The sequence below is a fragment of the Gilliamella sp. WF3-4 genome, assembly GCF_001690275.1.
GTDB lineage: Bacteria > Pseudomonadota > Gammaproteobacteria > Enterobacterales > Orbaceae > Gilliamella > Gilliamella apicola_C.
In genome coordinates this window covers 52,865-70,781 of the sequence record NZ_LZGW01000032.1, presented here as the reverse complement: position 1 = coordinate 70,781, position 17,917 = coordinate 52,865, and the positions used below count along the sequence as shown (strand labels likewise).

The window sequence follows — 17,917 nt, the reverse complement described above, 5'->3', positions numbered from 1 at the left end:
TCATGCTATCAGAAACAGAAACCTACTGAAGTTAGCATAAACTAACTTCAGTAGGAATTTCCGTCCTTTAGGGCAGGGAGGATGTTAAGATTTGGATAGATAAAGTGAATGTAAAATCTATTTTATTATTACCCGCTCTGCTGATGTAGTTTGTTTAATTTCACCCAATAGCCATGCTGTTTCACCATGATTATTTAGTAAGGCAATTGTTTTATCGACCCATGGTTTTGGTATGGCAATAATTAAGCCAACACCACAATTAAAGGTGCGATACATTTCATGGCGGCTAACATTGCCTGCTTTTTGTAACCAATTAAATATAGCAGGCCATTGCCAACTTGTTTCATGAATTATCGCTTGAGTATTTTCAGGTAACACACGAGGAATGTTTTCCCAGAAACCACCACCTGTTATATGTGCTATTGCATGGATATCAACTTGCGCAATTAAATCAAGTATGGGCTTAACATAGATTTTAGTTGGTGCTAGCAAGTGATCGGCAAGTGGTTTGCCGTCTAACTGTTCAGTAGCAGGGTTTACACCACTGACTTCAATAATTTTACGTACTAACGAATAGCCATTAGAATGAGCACCGCTTGAAGCTAATGCGATTAATGCATCGCCATCTTGCACCTTGCTACCGTCTATCATAGCTGATTTTTCAACTACACCAACACAAAATCCCGCTAAATCGTAGTCATTTCCCTGATACATGCCTGGCATTTCGGCAGTTTCGCCGCCAACTAAAGCACATCCTGATTGTTTACAGCCTTCGGCAATGCCTGTGACTACTGTTGCTGCAACATCGACATTGAGTTTACCTGTGGCATAATAATCAAGGAAAAATAAAGGCTCAGCACCTTGCACAATCAGGTCATTAACGCACATTGCCACTAAATCAATACCAATTGATTCATGGCGGTTTAAATCCATTGCTAGGCGTAATTTGGTGCCCACACCATCTGTGCCCGATACTAAAATTGGTTCTTTGTATTTTTGTGGAATAGCACATAACGCGCCAAAACCACCCAATCCCCCCATAACTTCGGGGCGCTTGGTCTCTTTTACAACCGATTTGATGCGATTAACAAGTTCATTGCCGGCATCAATATCGACACCAGCATCTTTATAACTAAGAGAGTTGTTATTTGACACGGCAAGTTCCTTCCAATAAAAAATTGCTGTTTATTTTAGCAAGGATGATATTGGTTGGCGATCTATTATTAGGTAAAAGAATTGATTAATTAAAATAATTAATTGTTTTCAAACCAACTTTCTAAAATAATGATTGCGGAAGTCGCATCTACATGACCTTTTTCAAGTGCTCGATAACCGCGAGAAGCAAAAATATGTGATTTAGCTTCAACGGTTGATAATCGTTCATCTTGTAAATGGACTTGATAACCAAACATACCATGTAAACGGTTAGCAAATTTGCGTGCTCGGGCAGTGAGTGGTTGCTCTGTGCCATCCATATTTAAAGGCAATCCGACTACTAAAAAATCGGGTTTCCACTCGTTTAAGACCTTTTCGATTGTTTGCCAGTTAGGAATGCCATCGCGTGCCTTAAATGAGCATAAAGGGCTAGCTGTTTTAGTGATATCTTGGCCAATAGCCGCACCAATACTTGCTGTGCCAAAATCAAATGCGATAATCGTTGCCATTGGTTATGCATTTCCCATTTGGTGTGAAATGGTATTCATATTAATACCAAGAGATTCTGCTGCTTTTTGCCACCGTTCATTGATGGCAATCTCAAAAATAATTTTAGGATCTGTATCAGCAACTAACCAATTGTTTCGTGCTACTTCTTCTTCGAGTTGTAGCGATTGCCAGCTGGTATAACCTAATGCGAGCAATATATCTTTTGGTTGTTCAGGCGAACCGATAGTTTTTAATAAATCAAGCGATGTTGTAATCATCACATCGTCAGAAATTTGTATGCTTGATGAAAAACCTTGCTGTGGTGTGTGCAAAATAAACCCTTGTTCTTCAGCAATAGGACCACCAGCGAAAACGGGCTGTTCCAGTTCAGCACAATTTTTGCTTGCTGTTATATCTAAACGTGTCAGTACTGTTGATACATTAAGTTCTAATATCGGTTTATTAATGGTGATACCCATAGCACCATCGCGGTTATGCTCACAAATGTAGATAACCGAGCGACTAAATGTTGAATCGCTTATCGTTGGCATAGCGATGATAAAATGATTTTTTAAATTCATATGTTCACATTTTTAATAGTTTATAACGCGCATTTACCAATTTTAACTTTATGCTCAACATTACAGCGCATTAATAGCTCAGGCTCTCCGGTTTCTTCGTTGATTGATTCTGATACAATATTAAAATCCTGAGAAAGAAAAAAATCAATCGCTGCGGTATTTTTTTTATAAACATGCACTAGCAGTTCATTATGGCGTTGTTTTGCTTTTTCAACGAGTGCTTTACCTGTCCCTTGTCGGCGAAAAGCCTCATCAACAAATAAACCTGAAATATAGTTTTCAGTTATGCCAATAAAACCTTTTACTCCATCAAGATCTTGAACATATAATGTCGACATAGGAATGAGCATTTTTACTAATTCATAATTTTGTTTGAAAAATTGAGGATCAATAAAACGATGTGCTTGTTCATTACCTTCTAGCCATATAGCCATGACTTTATCTAAATCTGCTGTTTTATATTCTCTGATCATTTTTTTGCTCTACTTATTTAATCGACGTTCAATGGCATCCATTAACATACCTGTAATGGAAAGATTTGGGTTTTTTGCCTCAATTTCACGAACACAAGTGGGACTTGTTACGTTAATTTCAGTTAGCTTATCGCCAATAATATCTAGGCCAACAAATAGTAAGCCTTTTTCTTTTAACGTTGGGGCAATACTTTTGGCAATATGCCAATCACTTTCACTTAATGCTCTTACTTCTCCGTGCCCACCTGCGGCAAGGTTACCTCGAGTTTCCCCTTTTTGTGGAATTCTTGCTAAACAATAGGGTACAGGCTCACCATCGACAACCAAAACACGTTTATCCCCGTCTGTTATCGCGGGTATGTAAGTTTGAGCCATACAGTAACGTGAGTTGTGCTCAGTTAAGGTTTCAATGATAACCGACACATTGGGATCACCAGCTTTAATTCTAAAAATTGACGCTCCACCCATACCGTCAAGTGGCTTTAAAATGATATCGTTATGCTCTTGATAGAAGGATTTAATCTGTTGAGTTTGACGAGTAACCAATGTTTCAGGCGTAAATTTTGCAAACCATGCAGTAAACAATTTTTCGTTACAATCACGTAAGCTTTTAGGTTTATTTACTACTAATACGCCTTTTGCCTCAGCACGCTCTAGAATATAGGTTGCATAAATAAATTCGGTATCAAATGGGGGATCTTTACGCATTAATATGACATCAAGATCACTTAAGGGTATGGTTTGTTCATTGTTCATATCGAACCAATGGTGATCATCATTACAAACAGTTAATGTCCGTGTTGTCGCATAAGCTTCACCATTGCGTAAGAAGAGATCATTCATTTCCATATAAAAAAGTTGGTACCCTCGCTTTTGTGCCTCAAGTAACATGGCAAAACTGGTGTCTTTTTTTATTTTGATATGACTAATTGGGTCCATTACAATGCCCAGTTTTATCATAATGACTCCTTACTGATTTTATCTACTTAATTGGGTTTTTATATTAAAATATAGGTATTACCTAAAGCGCTTTGTCAAGGCTTAATGGCAACACCCAAAATAATGCTTGCTGTTATCATACTCGTTACTAAGCCAGTTGCAAAGTAATCATTACTTATCGGCTACATTTTGCTGTGTTTATCCAAGATCGCCTAAGTGCACTTGTAATGCAGTAAGCGCTGTGAGCGCAGCGGTTTCTGTTCGTAACACTCTTGGTCCGAGTAAAATATCTGTAAAATGATAGTTATGCGTCATGCTAATTTCATTGTCAGACAATCCACCTTCTGGCCCAATCAATAAATAAATTTTTTTATGCTCATTGGCTAATTGTTTTATGCCGTGCTTAGCTTTAGGATGTAAATTGAGTCTTAATCCTTGCGTTAAACTTGCACACCAGTTTTCTAATTTCATGACAGGTTTGATTTCAGGTATTATATTGCGTCCACACTGTTCACAAGCGGAAATCACAATTTTTTGCCACTGTTGTGTTTTTTTATCTAATCTTTCGGTATCGAGCTTAACCCCACAACGTTCAGAAAGTAGTGGCGTTATACTACTGATACCTAACTCAACCGATTTCTGAATAGTAAATTCCATTTTTTCGCCGCGTGATATCACTTGCCCCAAATGGATCTCTAATGGCGATTCGCGATTATCTAAAATGGACGAAGCTGTTTTGACTGTAACCGATTTTTTATTGACTTCATGAATAATCGCAGGGGTAATATGATTAGATCCATCAAATAAGATAATTTTTTCACCGACCTTCATTCGTAATACACGAATGAGGTGGTTAAACGCATTATCATCCAAGGTAATAAGGCTATTTTGCTCAATAATAAAAGGTTGAAAAATTCGAGTCATAATTACGGATATTTAGTATTATTTAAAATAAATTATAGCGTAATTTAACAAGATTCGGTAATCTCTATTTAATGTAATTAGGCATTTGGAATCGGGTATGAATACATACAGCAAAGATAGGGTACTGATTGAAGGATTAACTGTTCTAACAACCATCGGCGTCTATGATTGGGAAAAGACCATCAAGCAGAAGCTAGTTCTTGATCTTGAAATGGCATGGGATAATAAACCTGCTGGCGAAAGCGATAATGTATCGCTTTGTTTAGACTATTTTGAGGTTAGCCAAACGATAACACACTTTATTCAATCTTCGAAATTTGAGCTGATTGAATGTGTAGCAGAGCGAGTCGCTGAAATGATTATTAAACAATTTTCTGTTAATTGGTTGAAAGTTAAAGTATCTAAACCAACAGCAATAGCAAATGCTCGGAATGTTGCTGTAATTATTGAACGTACAGCAAATTACTAAACTAAATTGATTGTCAAAGAAGGCTATCAGGATGGATGATCAAAAACAAGATTTAACGACTCAAAAAAAACATCATACTGCTAAAGGGTTTAAACATGATGCATCTTTTAAAATTAAAATTGGCGAGTTTTTACGTTGGCGTTTTAAGCGTAAAGTGTTACCACCTAAAGTAGGTTATCATACTTTTAACCAAACATGGTTTGAGCCAATCAATCTCAGTTTACCTGATGATAGAGTTTGGTGGATTGGTCACTCAACAACATTGATTCGTTTAAATGGTAAGATGATTTTAACTGATCCTATCTTTTCTAAGCGGGCTTCACCTTCGCAATTCATAGGACCTAAACGGCGAACACCGCCAGCTTTAGATATTGAACAATTGCCACAGATTGATTTTATTGTTATTTCACATAACCATTATGATCATCTTGATTATAAAAGTATTCAGCAATTATTGGCTCGTTTCCCTCATGTTGTCATTATGGTTCCGCTTGGTTTAAAAAAAACATTACTAAAGTGGGGGGCTAAGAACACTATTGAATTAGATTGGTGGGGTTGTAAAACTATTGATGGGCTTACTTTTTCTGCTACCCCAGCTGTACACTGGAGCAATCGAGGATTGTTTGATGTGAATAAAGCATTATGGTGTGGTTGGATGATTCAATCTAAGATTGCTAATCAAACAAAAACAGTTTATTTTATGGGCGATACTAGCTATTGTGTTGAATTAAAAGAGATTGCTAGGCGTTTTCCTTCAATTGATTTGGCATTAATACCTATTGGTGCTTATGCGCCACGTTGGTATATGAAATCACAGCATATTGACCCCAAGCAAGCTGTGCAACTGTACGATGAATTACAATGCCATTCAGCCATAGCTATTCATTGGGGAGCATTTGAATTAGCTGACGAGCCATTAGATGAACCGTGCCAGTTATTAAATGGATATAAAGCAAACCGCCACTTTAATCTATTAAAAATAGGTGGTACTTTAGCTATTAATCACATTCATTCTGAATTAAAATAATTCCCATAAAAAAAACAGCAATGCTGTTAAATATTTAATGCGTTTGCCCAAAAAAGGAGAATGAAATGAAAGCTACGGTTATTGGTTTGTCTTGTTTGATGTTTAGCTTGGCATTAGTTGGATGTGGAGGTAAAAACGACGAAGGTAAAACTTATCATTGGTCAAAAGCTCACGGTGTTTTAGAAGATTGTCGTGGGGTGATGAGTAAATCACAACAATGTGAAACGAATTCCAACAATCAACAATACCTATTTAAAATCGATAAATACTAATATGAGTGCGTGGCTTATTTATGCGCTACTTTCCGCTATTACTGCGGCATGCGTAGCTATTTTAGGAAAAATCGGTTTACAGTACCTTGATGCAAACACAGCAACTGCAATTCGTGCTATTGTCATGGCTATTTTTTTAGTTGGGGTGGTTGCTGTTCAAGGTAAACTAAGCCTTATCAACACGTTTTTTAATGATAAAAAGGCGTTATTTATTATTGCACTAAGTGGCATTGCCGGTGCGCTATCTTGGCTATTTTATTTTATGGCGATTAAAGAGGGCAAAGTATCGCAAGTTGCGCCAATTGACAAGTTAAGCGTAGTTTTTGCTGTTGTATTTGCTGCTATTTTATTCGGTGAAAAGGTTTCGCTATTAGCTGGTGTAGGGGTTGCTATGATTGCCGTAGGCGCGATATTAGTTGCACTATTTTAATTATATCTCAACTTATTATCTGCCAGCGGGTTATACCGTTATATAGTAATAAACCAATATAACGATATGTTCATAATGTTACATACCACCTATTTACACAACTAAATCATACACATAATAAATGTGCATGACTATTATGGTAAATAATGCAAATGGGTATTTAAACCACGCTTACTTTAGTAAACGATTAAACAGCTCAACCGTTACCTGCTCCCCTTTGCTGACATTACCACGATCCTGTTCAAGCACAATAAAACAATTAGCTTGCTTAAATGATTGTGTCATATGCGATCCTTGCTGACCTGTTGTGCTAACTTCTAACTCACCTTGTGCATTTATTTGTAACATACCACGTTGAAAGTCTACTCTACCAAGGCTCTTTTTAAGATTGGTTGCAGTGCTTACTTTAAAGGTTAAATCAATGGCTGGTGCTTCAACCCCTGAAAGCGCTAAAATTAGTGGTTGTACTAATTGATAAAAAGTCACTAAGGTTGAAACTGGATTGCCGGGCAAACCACAAAATAGCGCCTCGCCAATGTTGCCAAAGGCAAAAGGCTTGCCAGGTTTCATCGCAATTTTCCAAAAGCTGATTTTGCCAAGCGCTTCTAAAGCCACTTTAGTATAATCTGCATCGCCCACAGAAACGCCACCGCTGGTGATGACTAAATCAGCTTGGTTCGATGCGGCTATCAACGCTTGTTTGATTTGAGCAGGGTCATCAGAAATGATACCAAGATCGACAATGTCACAGTTAAGCTCAGTTAATAATAATTTTAGCGTGAAACGGTTACTATCATAAATAGCACTATTACCAGCTAAAGGCTCACCAATTGGCGTTAATTCATTACCTGTTGATAAGATAGCTACTTTCAGTTTTTTAAAAACCAAAACTTCACTAATGCCTAATGTCGCAAGGGTTGATAGTATAGGGATGGTTAATTTTTCTCCTTTACTCACAACGGCAGTGTCTTTTTTTATATCTTCGCCCATACGGCGGATATTATCGCCAACTTTTACCTCATTTAAAAAAGTGATACCTATCTCCGATTTTTCGGTCTGTTCTTGCATCACTACGGCATCAGCATCATTAGGTACGGGTGCTCCAGTCATAATACGTAAACAAGTACCTTGTGGCCAATTAAGATTACTTATATCATCGCCAGCTAAAATAATGCCCGCTATAGGTAATAATTTAGATTGATTAACATCGGATAATCTAACGGCATACCCATCCATCGCTGAGTTATTAAAGCTTGGCACATTAATCGGCGACATTACCGGCTTTGCAGTGATACGTCCTAATGCATCTAACAAAGAAACTTTTTCGCAATTGAGTGATTTTATGGCTGATGCGCGTTGAAGCATTTGCTGTTTGGCTTGTTGAAATGTGAGTAACATAAAAGTGTGCCTTCCTTATGTTTATGAAGCTATTATTTGATCTTGCTAAGAAATTTCAGGAAATGTATCTGTTTTAGTAAAAATCACTTTTTTATCAAGATTGAATTGATCTTTATGATTGCTAATATAACAACGTCGCCAAAAGGCGACGTCAAATCATTAGCTATACATTAAATAAGAAGTTCATAATATCGCCATCTTGCACGACATAATCTTTACCCTCAGCGCGCATTTTGCCTGCTTCTTTTGCACCTTGTTCACCGCCGTATTTAATAAAATCTTCAAAAGCGATAGTTTGAGCGCGAATAAACCCTTTTTCAAAATCAGTATGAATTTTACCTGCTGCTTGTGGCGCTGTATCGCCAACTGAAATTGTCCATGCTCGAACCTCCTTAACACCTGCTGTAAAGTACGTTTGCAAATTAAGCAAACTATATCCTGCACGAATCACGCGGTTTAGACCAGGTTCTGTTAACCCTAAATCTTGCATAAATTCGTCACGATCAGCATCATCAAGCTCAGCAAGCTCGGCTTCAATTGCGGCACATACAGGTACAACTATGGCCTTTTCTTGTTCAGCAATGGCTTTGACTTTATCTAAATAAGGATTGTTTTCAAAACCATCTTCATTCACATTAGCGATATACATGGTTGGTTTTAGGGTTAAAAAGCTTAGGTATTTAATTGCATCAAGCTCTTCTTTACTTAAATCAAGTTGCAACAATTTTTTACCTTGCTCTAAATGTGGTAAGCATTTTTCAAGGATTTCTAATTCAAATTTGGCCTCTTTATCGCCACCTTTGGCACGTTTTTGTAGGCGCGTTATTGCACGTTCGCAAGCTTCAAGATCGGATAGGGCAAGTTCAGTATTAATAATCTCGATATCTTCAGCCGGATCGATCTTGCCAGCGACGTGAATGATATTATCATTTTCAAAACAACGTACAACATGGCCAATGGCTTCAGTTTCACGAATATTAGCTAAAAATTGATTACCTAAACCTTCACCTTTCGACGCACCTTTAACTAAACCTGCAATATCAACAAATTCCATAGTAGTTGGCAATGTACGTTGTGGTTTTACAATTTTTGCCAGTTCATCTAAACGTGGATCGGGCATCGGCACAACCCCAGTGTTTGGCTCGATAGTACAAAACGGAAAGTTAGCCGCTTCAATGCCAGCTTTAGTTAGTGCGTTAAAAAGCGTTGACTTACCCACATTAGGTAGTCCGACGATACCACATTTAAATCCCATATTGTTTGTTACCTTTTATCATAAATGTCTTAAAAATAAGGGGAGATTATATACTAAATTGTGCTATTTATGCCAATGTTCTTAGCGATAAATCCACGAGGAATTAAACAAATTAACAGTTACTATTTATTGTTTATTACCAAGCTTAGTTTATTACCAAGTTAATATTTGCTGTATACTGGCCATAACCCACCCACTTAGTCATTTAGTTATTGTTCTGTATTCAAACCGATTTGGTAAAGTTGATTCTTTTTAAGTCCATATATTTCAGCGGTAATAGCTGCTGCTTTTTTTAATGGCAGTTCTTTTTGCAATAGTTTAAGAGTACCAATCGCCTTTGGATCAATATCTTCCTCTGATTTTGTATGGCCTTGCACGATTAACACAAATTCACCTTTTTGGCGGGCAGGATCTTCATTTAACCAATTTATCAACTCATTAACCTTAAAACTGACAATAGTTTCCCACGTTTTGGTTAGCTCTTTAGCCAAAATAATTGGCTTATCAGCACCCCAAATAGTTTGCATATCATTAAGCGTGTCTAATAAGCGATGAGTCGATTCATAAAAGATGATTGTGCGTGGTTCGTCTAATAAATGGGTAAGGTAATCTTGGCGTGCTTTAGTTTTAGCGGGTAAAAAACCTTCATAAATAAACTTATCTGACGGTAATCCTGAAGCACATAGAGCTGTTATCGCAGCGCAAGCGCCAGGAATTGGTACGACTTTAATGCCATTTTCGTGACATGCTTTAACCAAATGATATCCTGGATCGTTAATTAATGGTGTACCTGCATCAGAAATCAACGCAATGGATAACCCTGATTTGAGTTTCTCGATAAGTATATTGGATTTTTCTTGTTCATTATGATCATGCAAAGCAAACAGCTTCGCTTTAATTCCCAAATGTTGTAAAAGTAAGCCACTATGACGCGTATCTTCAGCCGCAATCAGATCGACGCTTTTAAGTGTATCGATCGCTCTAAGCGTAATATCATCTAAATTTCCGATGGGGGTAGCAACAATATATAAAGTCATTATTTTTAATCACATTAAATTTTTATAGAAAGATGGTAAAGATACTGTACGAACCCTCATTTTATTGTATATACTCATTACTTTCAAAATAAATTCGACTAGTCTGAGTAAATTAGTTAGCGAATATAACTTAAAATAACTTGCTTATGACTAGAATTTGCTTATGGCAACAATCTGCGTGTGCAGTCTTAGTTGATAAAGTGGTTAACCTAAATTAAAAGTGAATAGTATCAGGTTCAATTGATTTGAGTATGCATCGTTATTTTTATGAAAATGATATGCTGACAAGCTAAATATTAGCTAAAATCATAAAGAACTAAATAAAATTATTGATTTACTTAATAAGTAATCAATATAATAGCTTTTTACTATAAAAACGTTAAAATGTGCAAATATCCCCATATGTGCTGAAAATAGTATTTTGCATAAGATAACTAAAAATGAAATTCTAGAATGAAAGGTGTTGCTTTGAAAAAAATACTGACATTAAGTTGCTTAAGTTTGTTAGCGGTTGCTTGTACTCAAACCGAGCAAGCCGAAATTGAAGATATTTCGGGAGCAGGTGGATCATCAACGTCTTCTGTTTACACCAAACCACCTGCGAATATTTCAACGGGTGGTAGAGCCTCTTCTACACCTTCATCAAGACAAACGACAACGTCCAATACAAATACCGCTAACGACACTCATTCTATAAGTGCTAACAGTAATGATACGGTAATTAGCAACGAGCGTATTGTTTATAACCGTAATTATGACGAAATACCTAAAGGTGGATATCAAGGCGATACTTATACTGTAAAACGTGGGGATACATTGTTTTATATTGCGTGGGTAACAGGTAACGATTACCGTTCACTAGCGGCTAAAAATAATATCAAAGAACCCTTTGCCGTTAATGTTGGGCAAGTGTTAGATGTTAGTGGTGGTACTGTTGTCGTAACCCAAAAAACCACTACACATCCAGCAACATCGAATAAAGTTAATAGCAATAATACTACTATCGCAATGGGGCAAGCCAAAACGAGACCAACGATCACTAAAACAACAACGACTTCGATTACTACAACAGATAAAAATCAACAACCAACGACAATCGAAAAAACGGAAACTATCACTGAGCCGTTAGATAGTTCTTCTGACATTATACCAACCCGTACTTCAAAAGTGAATGTGGCTAATATTTCATGGCAATGGCCAGCACGGGGTAAGATTGTTGAAAAATTCTCAAATATAAGTAAAGGTATTGATATATCAAGCTCAGTTGGGGCTAAAGTCATGGCAGCGGCTGATGGGCGTGTTGTGTATTCGGGCAATTCATTACCTGGTTATGGTAATTTAATTATTATTAAGCATAATGATGATTACTTAACAGCGTATGCGCATAACCAATCTATATTAGTAAAAGAACAACAAGCGGTGCGTGCAGGTGAACAAATTGCTACAATGGGGGCTACGGGCACTTCGTCAGTTAGGTTACACTTTGAAATTCGATATAAAGCGCAATCAGTTGATCCGTTAAAATACTTACCAAAAAAATAAATGTTTTGAATTAAGCATTTTAATTCAAAACAAATAGGCAGGCATGGTTGTATATACCACTTGCCTATAAACCAAATACACTTAAAATTTAATTATACGTAATAAAGGAGTTATACTCATGGCTGTAAAAAAATTAGTGTTAATTCGACATGGAGAAAGTGTTTGGAACCAAGAGAACCGTTTTTGTGGTTGGACTGACGTTGATTTATCTGATAAAGGCAATAAAGAAGCTGCTGAAGCAGGTAAATTACTAAAAAAAGAAGGTTTCACATTTGATTATGCTTACACTTCAGTATTAAAACGCGCTATTCACACATTATGGCACGTTTTAGACGAAGTTGATCAAGCATGGTTACCCGTTGAAAAAAGTTGGAAATTAAATGAACGCCATTATGGTGCATTACAAGGCTTAAACAAAGCAGAAACCGCAGCAAAATATGGCGATGAGCAAGTAAAATTATGGCGTCGCGGTTTTGCCATTACTCCTCCTGCACTTGAAAAATCAGATGAACGTTTTCCTGGACATGATTCACGCTACAGCAACTTACCTGAAGCAGAATTACCACTAACGGAAAGTTTAGCATTGACTATTAAACGTGTACTTCCTTATTGGGAATCAACAATTGCGCCACGCGTAGCTAAAGGTGAGCGTGTTATTATTGCCGCTCACGGTAATTCACTGCGTGCACTAGTAAAACATTTAGACAACATCAGTGATGATGATATCATTGAGCTTAACATCCCAACTGGGGTGCCGTTAGTGTATGAATTTGATGACAATATGAAAGTCATTAAACACTATTATCTCGGTAATGCTGATGAAATCGCTGCAAAACAAGCGGCTGTTGCAAACCAAGGTAAAGCAAAATAATTATTTCTTAAAGTTAAAAAAGGTAGGTTATTTAACTTACCTTTTTTATTACCTACATCACAGCTTTTATTCATTATTTTTATTCATTGTTTTTATTTTGAGAGCGTTATTTTGTCTAAGATCTATTATATATATGGCGTAATGAATGCCGGAAAATCTACCGAACTACTACAAATTGATCACAACTACTTAAGTAATAACATGCAAACATTACTACTTAAGTCATCGGTTGATACACGTGATTCGGCTGTCGAAATCGTCTCTCGCTTAGGGTTACGCAAAAAAGCATTACTGCTTGATGACACAACTGTTGATGCCATCATTGAGCATATCAAACAAAATCAATATGCCTGCATATTGATTGATGAAAGTCAGTTTTTATCGCGCAACACCATCTGGAAGCTCTCTGATGTGTGTGATGAATATAGCGTCCCAATTATGTTCTTTGGTATTAAAACCGATTATATGGGGCATCTGTTTGAAGGATCTAAAACGCTACTTGAAATTGCCGACAATTTTAGAGAGCTTAAAACCGTATGCTGGTGTGGAAAAAAAGCCACCATGATTTTATTAGAAGGGCAAGATGGTCAAATTGTTAAATTTGGCAATTCCATTCATCTGGGTGATAGCGAATACCATTCAGTGTGCCGAAAACACTGGAAGGTTGGGCAAATTAGGCCTAAAAACTGATATTCTAAACATTTCACACTGATTTTAAGTCAATAAATTACGTTTATAGGTTGATTTATTTGATGCTAAAAAAGTGTGAATGACCTCTCATTTTTGCCATTTTCTTTTATTGCTTCTTCGGTTTTTATGTCATATTGACTGAAACGATTCAGTATTAACTTATTAACGATGAGGTCTTACCATGAAAATCAAAATTGTTTCATTAGCAGTGCTACTTAGTTTGGCTAGTTATCATGCCAATGCGAAAGAATTTGTATTGACTGATAATGAAAACGGCCTTGCTAAAGGGAATTGGTCGATTTCAAGTCAAGCTTTAGGTGTAAAAGGTAAAACGTTTACTATTGAAAATACCGTGCTTAAAGGTGGTAAACAAGATGGTACTGAAGTTTTAACTATTTCTAGTGATAACTTCACGATTAAATTAAGCCCAACTCGAGGATTAGGTATTTTGTCGGTTGTTGGTGATGGTGTTCGTATGGGCTGGGATTCGCCAGTAAATGAAATTGTTCACCCCAAATATATCAATTTAGAAAGTCGTGGAGGCATAGGTTGGCTAGATGGTTTTAACGAAATGATGGTGCGCTGTGGTTTTGAGTGGACAGGTCATGCGACGCAAGCTGATGGTATGATGTATACACTCCATGGTCGTGCACAAAACACGCCGGTATCTAAATTAACGGTGGATATTGCTGATAAAGCACCATACACTATTACAGTGAAAGGTTTAATCAAAGAAAATACGTTCAAAAAAAGTCACCTAGAAACGTGGGCATCACTTAGCTATGTACCAGGAAGTAGGGAGTTTACCGTGCATGATGTGGTGACTAATAAAAGTGATTATGCACGCGATTACCAAATTATCTACCATAGCAATTTTGGTACGCCAATTCTTGAAGAAGGCGCACAGTTTGTTGCGCCAGTAAAAGAAATCTCACCATTTAACGATTATGCTAAAAATGGTTTAAACACATGGCAAACTTATTTAGGACCAACAAAAGGCTTTGATGAAATGGTATTTAATGTGTATCCTTTCGCTGATAGCAACGGTCAAACTCAAGTAATGGTAACTAACAAAGCTGGCGATAAAGCCGCTGGTATTGCTTATAATATTAAACAGTTGCCTGTCCTTTCGTTGTGGAAAAACACCGACACACTGAAGCAAGGTTATGTCACCGGTTTAGAGCCAGGTACCAGCTTTGCTTATCCTGTAACTATTGAGCGTGAACAAAAACGTGTTCGACAACTTGAGCCAGGACAAAGTGCAGAGTTTACCTTAACTTATAGTTTATTATCGAATAAAGATGATGTAACAAAATATGCAAAAAAAATCGAGGCTATTCAAGGTAACCAACAAACCAAAGTTGTTAATGAACCCATGGCTAAAGAATAAATCACTAAAAATGGCTGCCAAAATCTTATATTGGTAGCCATCAATAACCGCTTAATAACTTAACCTCCGCTTCTTAATTTATTTATTATCAATGTATCAATAAAGCTAAGAATAACCTGCTGTCTACTTGATTCGCTACGCATATATAGGGTATAGTCACTTCCTTGATAGCTGGCTTTAATATCGCTTGTTATGAGCAGTATAATGTTATAAGTTGACTGTTTAAATTAATGATTTTATCGCAATTGGATATTAATACAGGAATAGACATGACAACGCGTCGAATAATAATTGGCATTAGTGGTGCAACAGGAATTGCTTATGGAATAAAAGCGTTAGAGCTATTAAAACCAATGGACATCGAAACTCATCTTGTTATTTCTAAAGCAGCACAAATAACAAGTGCATACGAAGTTCCTAACATGAATATAAAACAAATTGAAGCACTTGCAGATAAAGTGCATTCCATTAACAATATTGGTGCTGCAATTGCTAGTGGCTCTTATAAAACAATCGGCATGCTAGTTGCTCCTTGCTCAATGCGTTCATTATCGGCGATTGCTAATAGCTTGTCAGATAATTTACTGACTCGTGCTGCTGATGTCGTATTAAAAGAGCGACGTCGGTTAGTCTTAATGATTAGAGAAACACCACTTCATTTGGGGCATATTAAAAATATGGAATTAGTCACATTAATGGGGGGCGTGATATTTCCACCCGTGCCAGCACTTTATCAGCATATTAGTAGTATTGATGACATGATCACCCACAGTGTAGCTAGGGCGCTCGATTTGTTTGGCATGGACGTTCCATCGCTACCTCGTTGGGGTGAAGATCTGCACCTTAACGTTAAACCTGAATAATGTCAATCGAGTCCAGAAAATATGCAAACGGATCCTAGAATTATTAAATTCATCAAAAAGCATCATGTATTATCGCTTCACGTCATCTTGCCAGACAATAAACCATGGGCATGTAATGCCTTTTATGTCTTTGATGAACGTGTAATGTGCTTGTATCTCCTTTCCGAATTAAAAACTGAACATGCTAAAGCCATGTTAACTTGCCCACAAGTTGCAGGCACAATTAGTGTGACACCTAAAACGGTTGCCCAAATTCAAGGCATCCAATTTCAAGCTCAAGCAATACAATTACAAAAAGAACAGGCCAAGCACGCTTATGCACAATATTATCAAGCATTTCCGTTTGCTAGAATAATAAAAGCACCAATTTGGTCATTACAGTTACAACGTGTAAAGATGACCAGTAATTTATTGGGATTTGGACGAAAAATCTATTGGAACCAAGAAGAAAAAGAGAGTTAGCGTGGTTTTTATATTTCTAAAAAATATCCATTCACCCTATTTTCATTGTTAAAAAACAAAATGTTATAAATAATTAGCAAAAAGAGTGCTTGAAAAAACTTCAATAAAATCAATGGCTTTTCTGACTGCTTTTTGTTGTTTTTTAACAAGTTTACTTGGCGCTATGTAACCGGCATTTTTAGTTAATAAGCATCGTTTTTTGTCGAACCGATATTATTGCTTATTAGCCTTTGTCTTTTTTCGATTATTTACTTTAAATATAAAAAGTGCTAGCAATTGGGTTAATTATTTTATAAAAATAGAAAAAGGGATAGAAATGTTTATCAAGTTGATAATAAAAGTGTTATTAATCATTTAATTAGTAATTTTTATCTTCAATTATTTTCGCTAGCTCATCGTTTGCTCTTTGTAAAAAAGCGTTGTCTTTTAGAATAAAAAGGTAGGTTTTGAATCGTTTTATGGGATCTACAGCAAAAAGAAACAGCGCGGTCACAATGATAAAGACTGTCAAAGTAGCAATAATGATATCAATTACCCAAGGTGAGCTTAGCATAGTAATAATGTTAGCCAGCAGTATAATAAATGCCAACACAAAGGCAATGCCACTAAATAACACTTCTGTAATTAAATATGGTTTAAGTGGTGTAATATGTTTTTTTTCGATTTTAAAATATTGCGTTAATAAATCTAATTGAGTGAGTTTAATTAGATTATGGGCATCAGCATTAATTAATGAAATAGCAATATTTTCTTTGTTGATATTGCCTGATTTATAAAAGCAGACTTTTTCCCAAATAAGTTTCTTTTTGATGTTATTTAAATAATCCATTTGATATTTTGAGTGAGGTACTTTTTCTAAAATATCGGCATACTTAATGATATTATCAAAATTTTCATTTTTAGTTCGTTTTTTGTAGATAAATGCAACCAAAGACAGAACAAAGATAATTACCAAATTGAACCAGTTAGCATAAAGTAATTCAGAAGGATTCATTTAACATATTCTCGTTAATTTATCGTAGTGTAATTGTAACTTATATTGGATAAGAGCGGTATCGATTCTATATCATAATGTAAATAAAAAAGCCCATAAGTGTTGTTTTTTAGTAAATGCCGTCCTTTTGCTATTTTATGGGTTGACATCTGTTTGCTAAAGGCGTATAAATTCCCCCGCCTTTTAAGCTTTTCTTTCTTTTTAGCTATTACATAAGTTAAAAATAAGAGTAAAGAAAAGTTGAAATACAAAGTGTAGAGTTCAATTTACAGGAGAAATATGGACACTCAATCGGATCACCCCAAAATGAGGGGCGATAAATTTAAACACATCATTATCGGTTAATGAACCTGTCTGAATCATCATTTTTTCAGTTCACAAACCGAAATTGATAAAACGGTAACGGTGAACGATATGCATTTTTTTACACGCTATCACACAAATTCAAAACATCAATGCGCGCAAGGCTTAATACTGCGTGTTTTACACCTTTCAGAAAAACACTTAGAACCACCGAGTTGTATCTAAATTCTTAATTAATTCTATTGGCTAATTTAATGCTCAGCATTGGCTGTACAAATTAGCAGCACAAGTTAGCTGCAAAAATAGCTTATGGGCTAATTTTGTTATGCACTAAATTTTAGCTTATCAAAAAA

20 protein-coding genes are annotated in these 17,917 nt (G+C 36.3%); 10 read left to right on the top strand and 10 right to left on the bottom strand.

Annotation, left to right across the window (positions count from 1 at the left end; all coding sequences use genetic code 11):
* Positions 1-117: 117 nt before the first annotated feature.
* From purM to rsmE, 6 genes are all read right to left on the bottom strand, one after another.
* Positions 118-1,155 carry a phosphoribosylformylglycinamidine cyclo-ligase gene (gene purM / locus A9G47_RS07560; protein WP_065642591.1) on the bottom strand — a complete coding sequence of 346 codons (1,038 nt, stop codon included), beginning with the start codon at positions 1,153-1,155 and terminating at the stop codon, positions 118-120.
* A gap of 98 nt (positions 1,156-1,253) precedes the next feature.
* Complete coding sequence (gene ruvX / locus A9G47_RS07555; RefSeq protein ID WP_065567117.1) at positions 1,254-1,664, bottom strand: Holliday junction resolvase RuvX; 411 nt, start codon at positions 1,662-1,664, stop codon at positions 1,254-1,256.
* A gap of 3 nt (positions 1,665-1,667) precedes the next feature.
* Positions 1,668-2,225, bottom strand: coding sequence for a YqgE/AlgH family protein (locus tag A9G47_RS07550; protein ID WP_065567116.1), 558 nt, complete (start codon positions 2,223-2,225; stop codon positions 1,668-1,670).
* A 20-nt stretch (positions 2,226-2,245) separates the two neighbouring features.
* The gene (locus A9G47_RS07545; protein WP_065567115.1) at positions 2,246-2,698 is read right to left on the bottom strand and encodes a GNAT family N-acetyltransferase; all 453 of its coding nucleotides are present in this window, start codon (positions 2,696-2,698) and stop codon (positions 2,246-2,248) included.
* Positions 2,699-2,707: 9 nt separating this feature from the next.
* Positions 2,708-3,658, bottom strand: coding sequence for a glutathione synthase (gene gshB / locus A9G47_RS07540; RefSeq protein WP_065567114.1), 951 nt, complete (start codon positions 3,656-3,658; stop codon positions 2,708-2,710).
* Between the two features lie 177 nt (positions 3,659-3,835).
* Positions 3,836-4,561 (bottom strand): 16S rRNA (uracil(1498)-N(3))-methyltransferase, encoded by a 726-nt coding sequence (gene rsmE, locus A9G47_RS07535; protein ID WP_065642590.1) that lies wholly within the window; start codon positions 4,559-4,561, stop codon positions 3,836-3,838.
* A gap of 97 nt (positions 4,562-4,658) precedes the next feature.
* On the opposite strand from rsmE, the gene folB reads away from it, so the two are divergent.
* The 4 genes from folB (at position 4,659) to A9G47_RS07515 (ending at position 6,759) form a co-directional block, all read left to right on the top strand.
* Positions 4,659-5,030, top strand: a complete 372-nt coding sequence (folB, locus tag A9G47_RS07530) for a dihydroneopterin aldolase (RefSeq protein ID WP_065567112.1) — start codon at positions 4,659-4,661, stop codon at positions 5,028-5,030.
* Between the two features lie 31 nt (positions 5,031-5,061).
* Positions 5,062-6,057, top strand: a complete 996-nt coding sequence (locus tag A9G47_RS07525; protein ID WP_065642589.1) for an MBL fold metallo-hydrolase — start codon at positions 5,062-5,064, stop codon at positions 6,055-6,057.
* Between the two features lie 65 nt (positions 6,058-6,122).
* Positions 6,123-6,329, top strand: a complete 207-nt coding sequence (locus A9G47_RS07520; RefSeq protein WP_065582991.1) for a hypothetical protein — start codon at positions 6,123-6,125, stop codon at positions 6,327-6,329.
* 1 nt (position 6,330) lies between these two features.
* Entirely contained in the window at positions 6,331-6,759 is a 429-nt protein-coding gene (locus tag A9G47_RS07515) for an EamA family transporter (RefSeq protein WP_065567109.1), read from the top strand.
* A gap of 171 nt (positions 6,760-6,930) precedes the next feature.
* On the opposite strand, the gene moeA is transcribed toward A9G47_RS07515, so the two are convergent.
* From moeA to rsmI, 3 genes are all read right to left on the bottom strand, one after another.
* Positions 6,931-8,157, bottom strand: coding sequence for a molybdopterin molybdotransferase MoeA (gene moeA / locus A9G47_RS07510; RefSeq protein ID WP_065642588.1), 1,227 nt, complete (start codon positions 8,155-8,157; stop codon positions 6,931-6,933).
* A gap of 163 nt (positions 8,158-8,320) precedes the next feature.
* On the bottom strand, positions 8,321-9,412 hold the full coding sequence (gene ychF, locus A9G47_RS07505; protein WP_065567107.1) for a redox-regulated ATPase YchF: 1,092 nt from the start codon (positions 9,410-9,412) through the stop codon (positions 8,321-8,323).
* 209 nt (positions 9,413-9,621) lie between these two features.
* Complete coding sequence (gene rsmI, locus A9G47_RS07500) at positions 9,622-10,449, bottom strand: 16S rRNA (cytidine(1402)-2'-O)-methyltransferase (protein ID WP_065580169.1); 828 nt, start codon at positions 10,447-10,449, stop codon at positions 9,622-9,624.
* A 468-nt stretch (positions 10,450-10,917) separates the two neighbouring features.
* Between rsmI and nlpD the strand changes: the two genes are divergently transcribed.
* The 6 genes from nlpD to A9G47_RS07470 all read left to right on the top strand — a co-directional run bounded on the left by nlpD (position 10,918) and on the right by A9G47_RS07470 (position 16,267).
* Positions 10,918-11,991 (top strand): murein hydrolase activator NlpD, encoded by a 1,074-nt coding sequence (nlpD, locus tag A9G47_RS07495; RefSeq protein WP_176700676.1) that lies wholly within the window; start codon positions 10,918-10,920, stop codon positions 11,989-11,991.
* 118 nt (positions 11,992-12,109) lie between these two features.
* Entirely contained in the window at positions 12,110-12,862 is a 753-nt protein-coding gene (gpmA, locus tag A9G47_RS07490) for a 2,3-diphosphoglycerate-dependent phosphoglycerate mutase (RefSeq protein ID WP_065567104.1), read from the top strand.
* 111 nt (positions 12,863-12,973) lie between these two features.
* Complete coding sequence (locus tag A9G47_RS07485; protein WP_065567103.1) at positions 12,974-13,552, top strand: thymidine kinase; 579 nt, start codon at positions 12,974-12,976, stop codon at positions 13,550-13,552.
* Positions 13,553-13,733: 181 nt separating this feature from the next.
* Positions 13,734-14,942, top strand: coding sequence for an aldose 1-epimerase family protein (locus A9G47_RS07480; protein ID WP_065642587.1), 1,209 nt, complete (start codon positions 13,734-13,736; stop codon positions 14,940-14,942).
* Between the two features lie 269 nt (positions 14,943-15,211).
* The gene (locus A9G47_RS07475) at positions 15,212-15,805 is read left to right on the top strand and encodes a UbiX family flavin prenyltransferase (protein WP_065567101.1); all 594 of its coding nucleotides are present in this window, start codon (positions 15,212-15,214) and stop codon (positions 15,803-15,805) included.
* Positions 15,806-15,826: 21 nt separating this feature from the next.
* Positions 15,827-16,267: a hypothetical protein gene (locus A9G47_RS07470; protein WP_065567100.1), complete on the top strand. Its 441-nt coding sequence runs from the start codon at positions 15,827-15,829 to the stop codon at positions 16,265-16,267.
* A gap of 358 nt (positions 16,268-16,625) precedes the next feature.
* Here the strand turns inward: A9G47_RS07470 and A9G47_RS07465 are convergent, their stop codons facing one another.
* Positions 16,626-17,261, bottom strand: a complete 636-nt coding sequence (locus tag A9G47_RS07465; RefSeq protein WP_065642586.1) for a hypothetical protein — start codon at positions 17,259-17,261, stop codon at positions 16,626-16,628.
* Between the last annotated feature and the right edge of the window lie 656 nt (positions 17,262-17,917).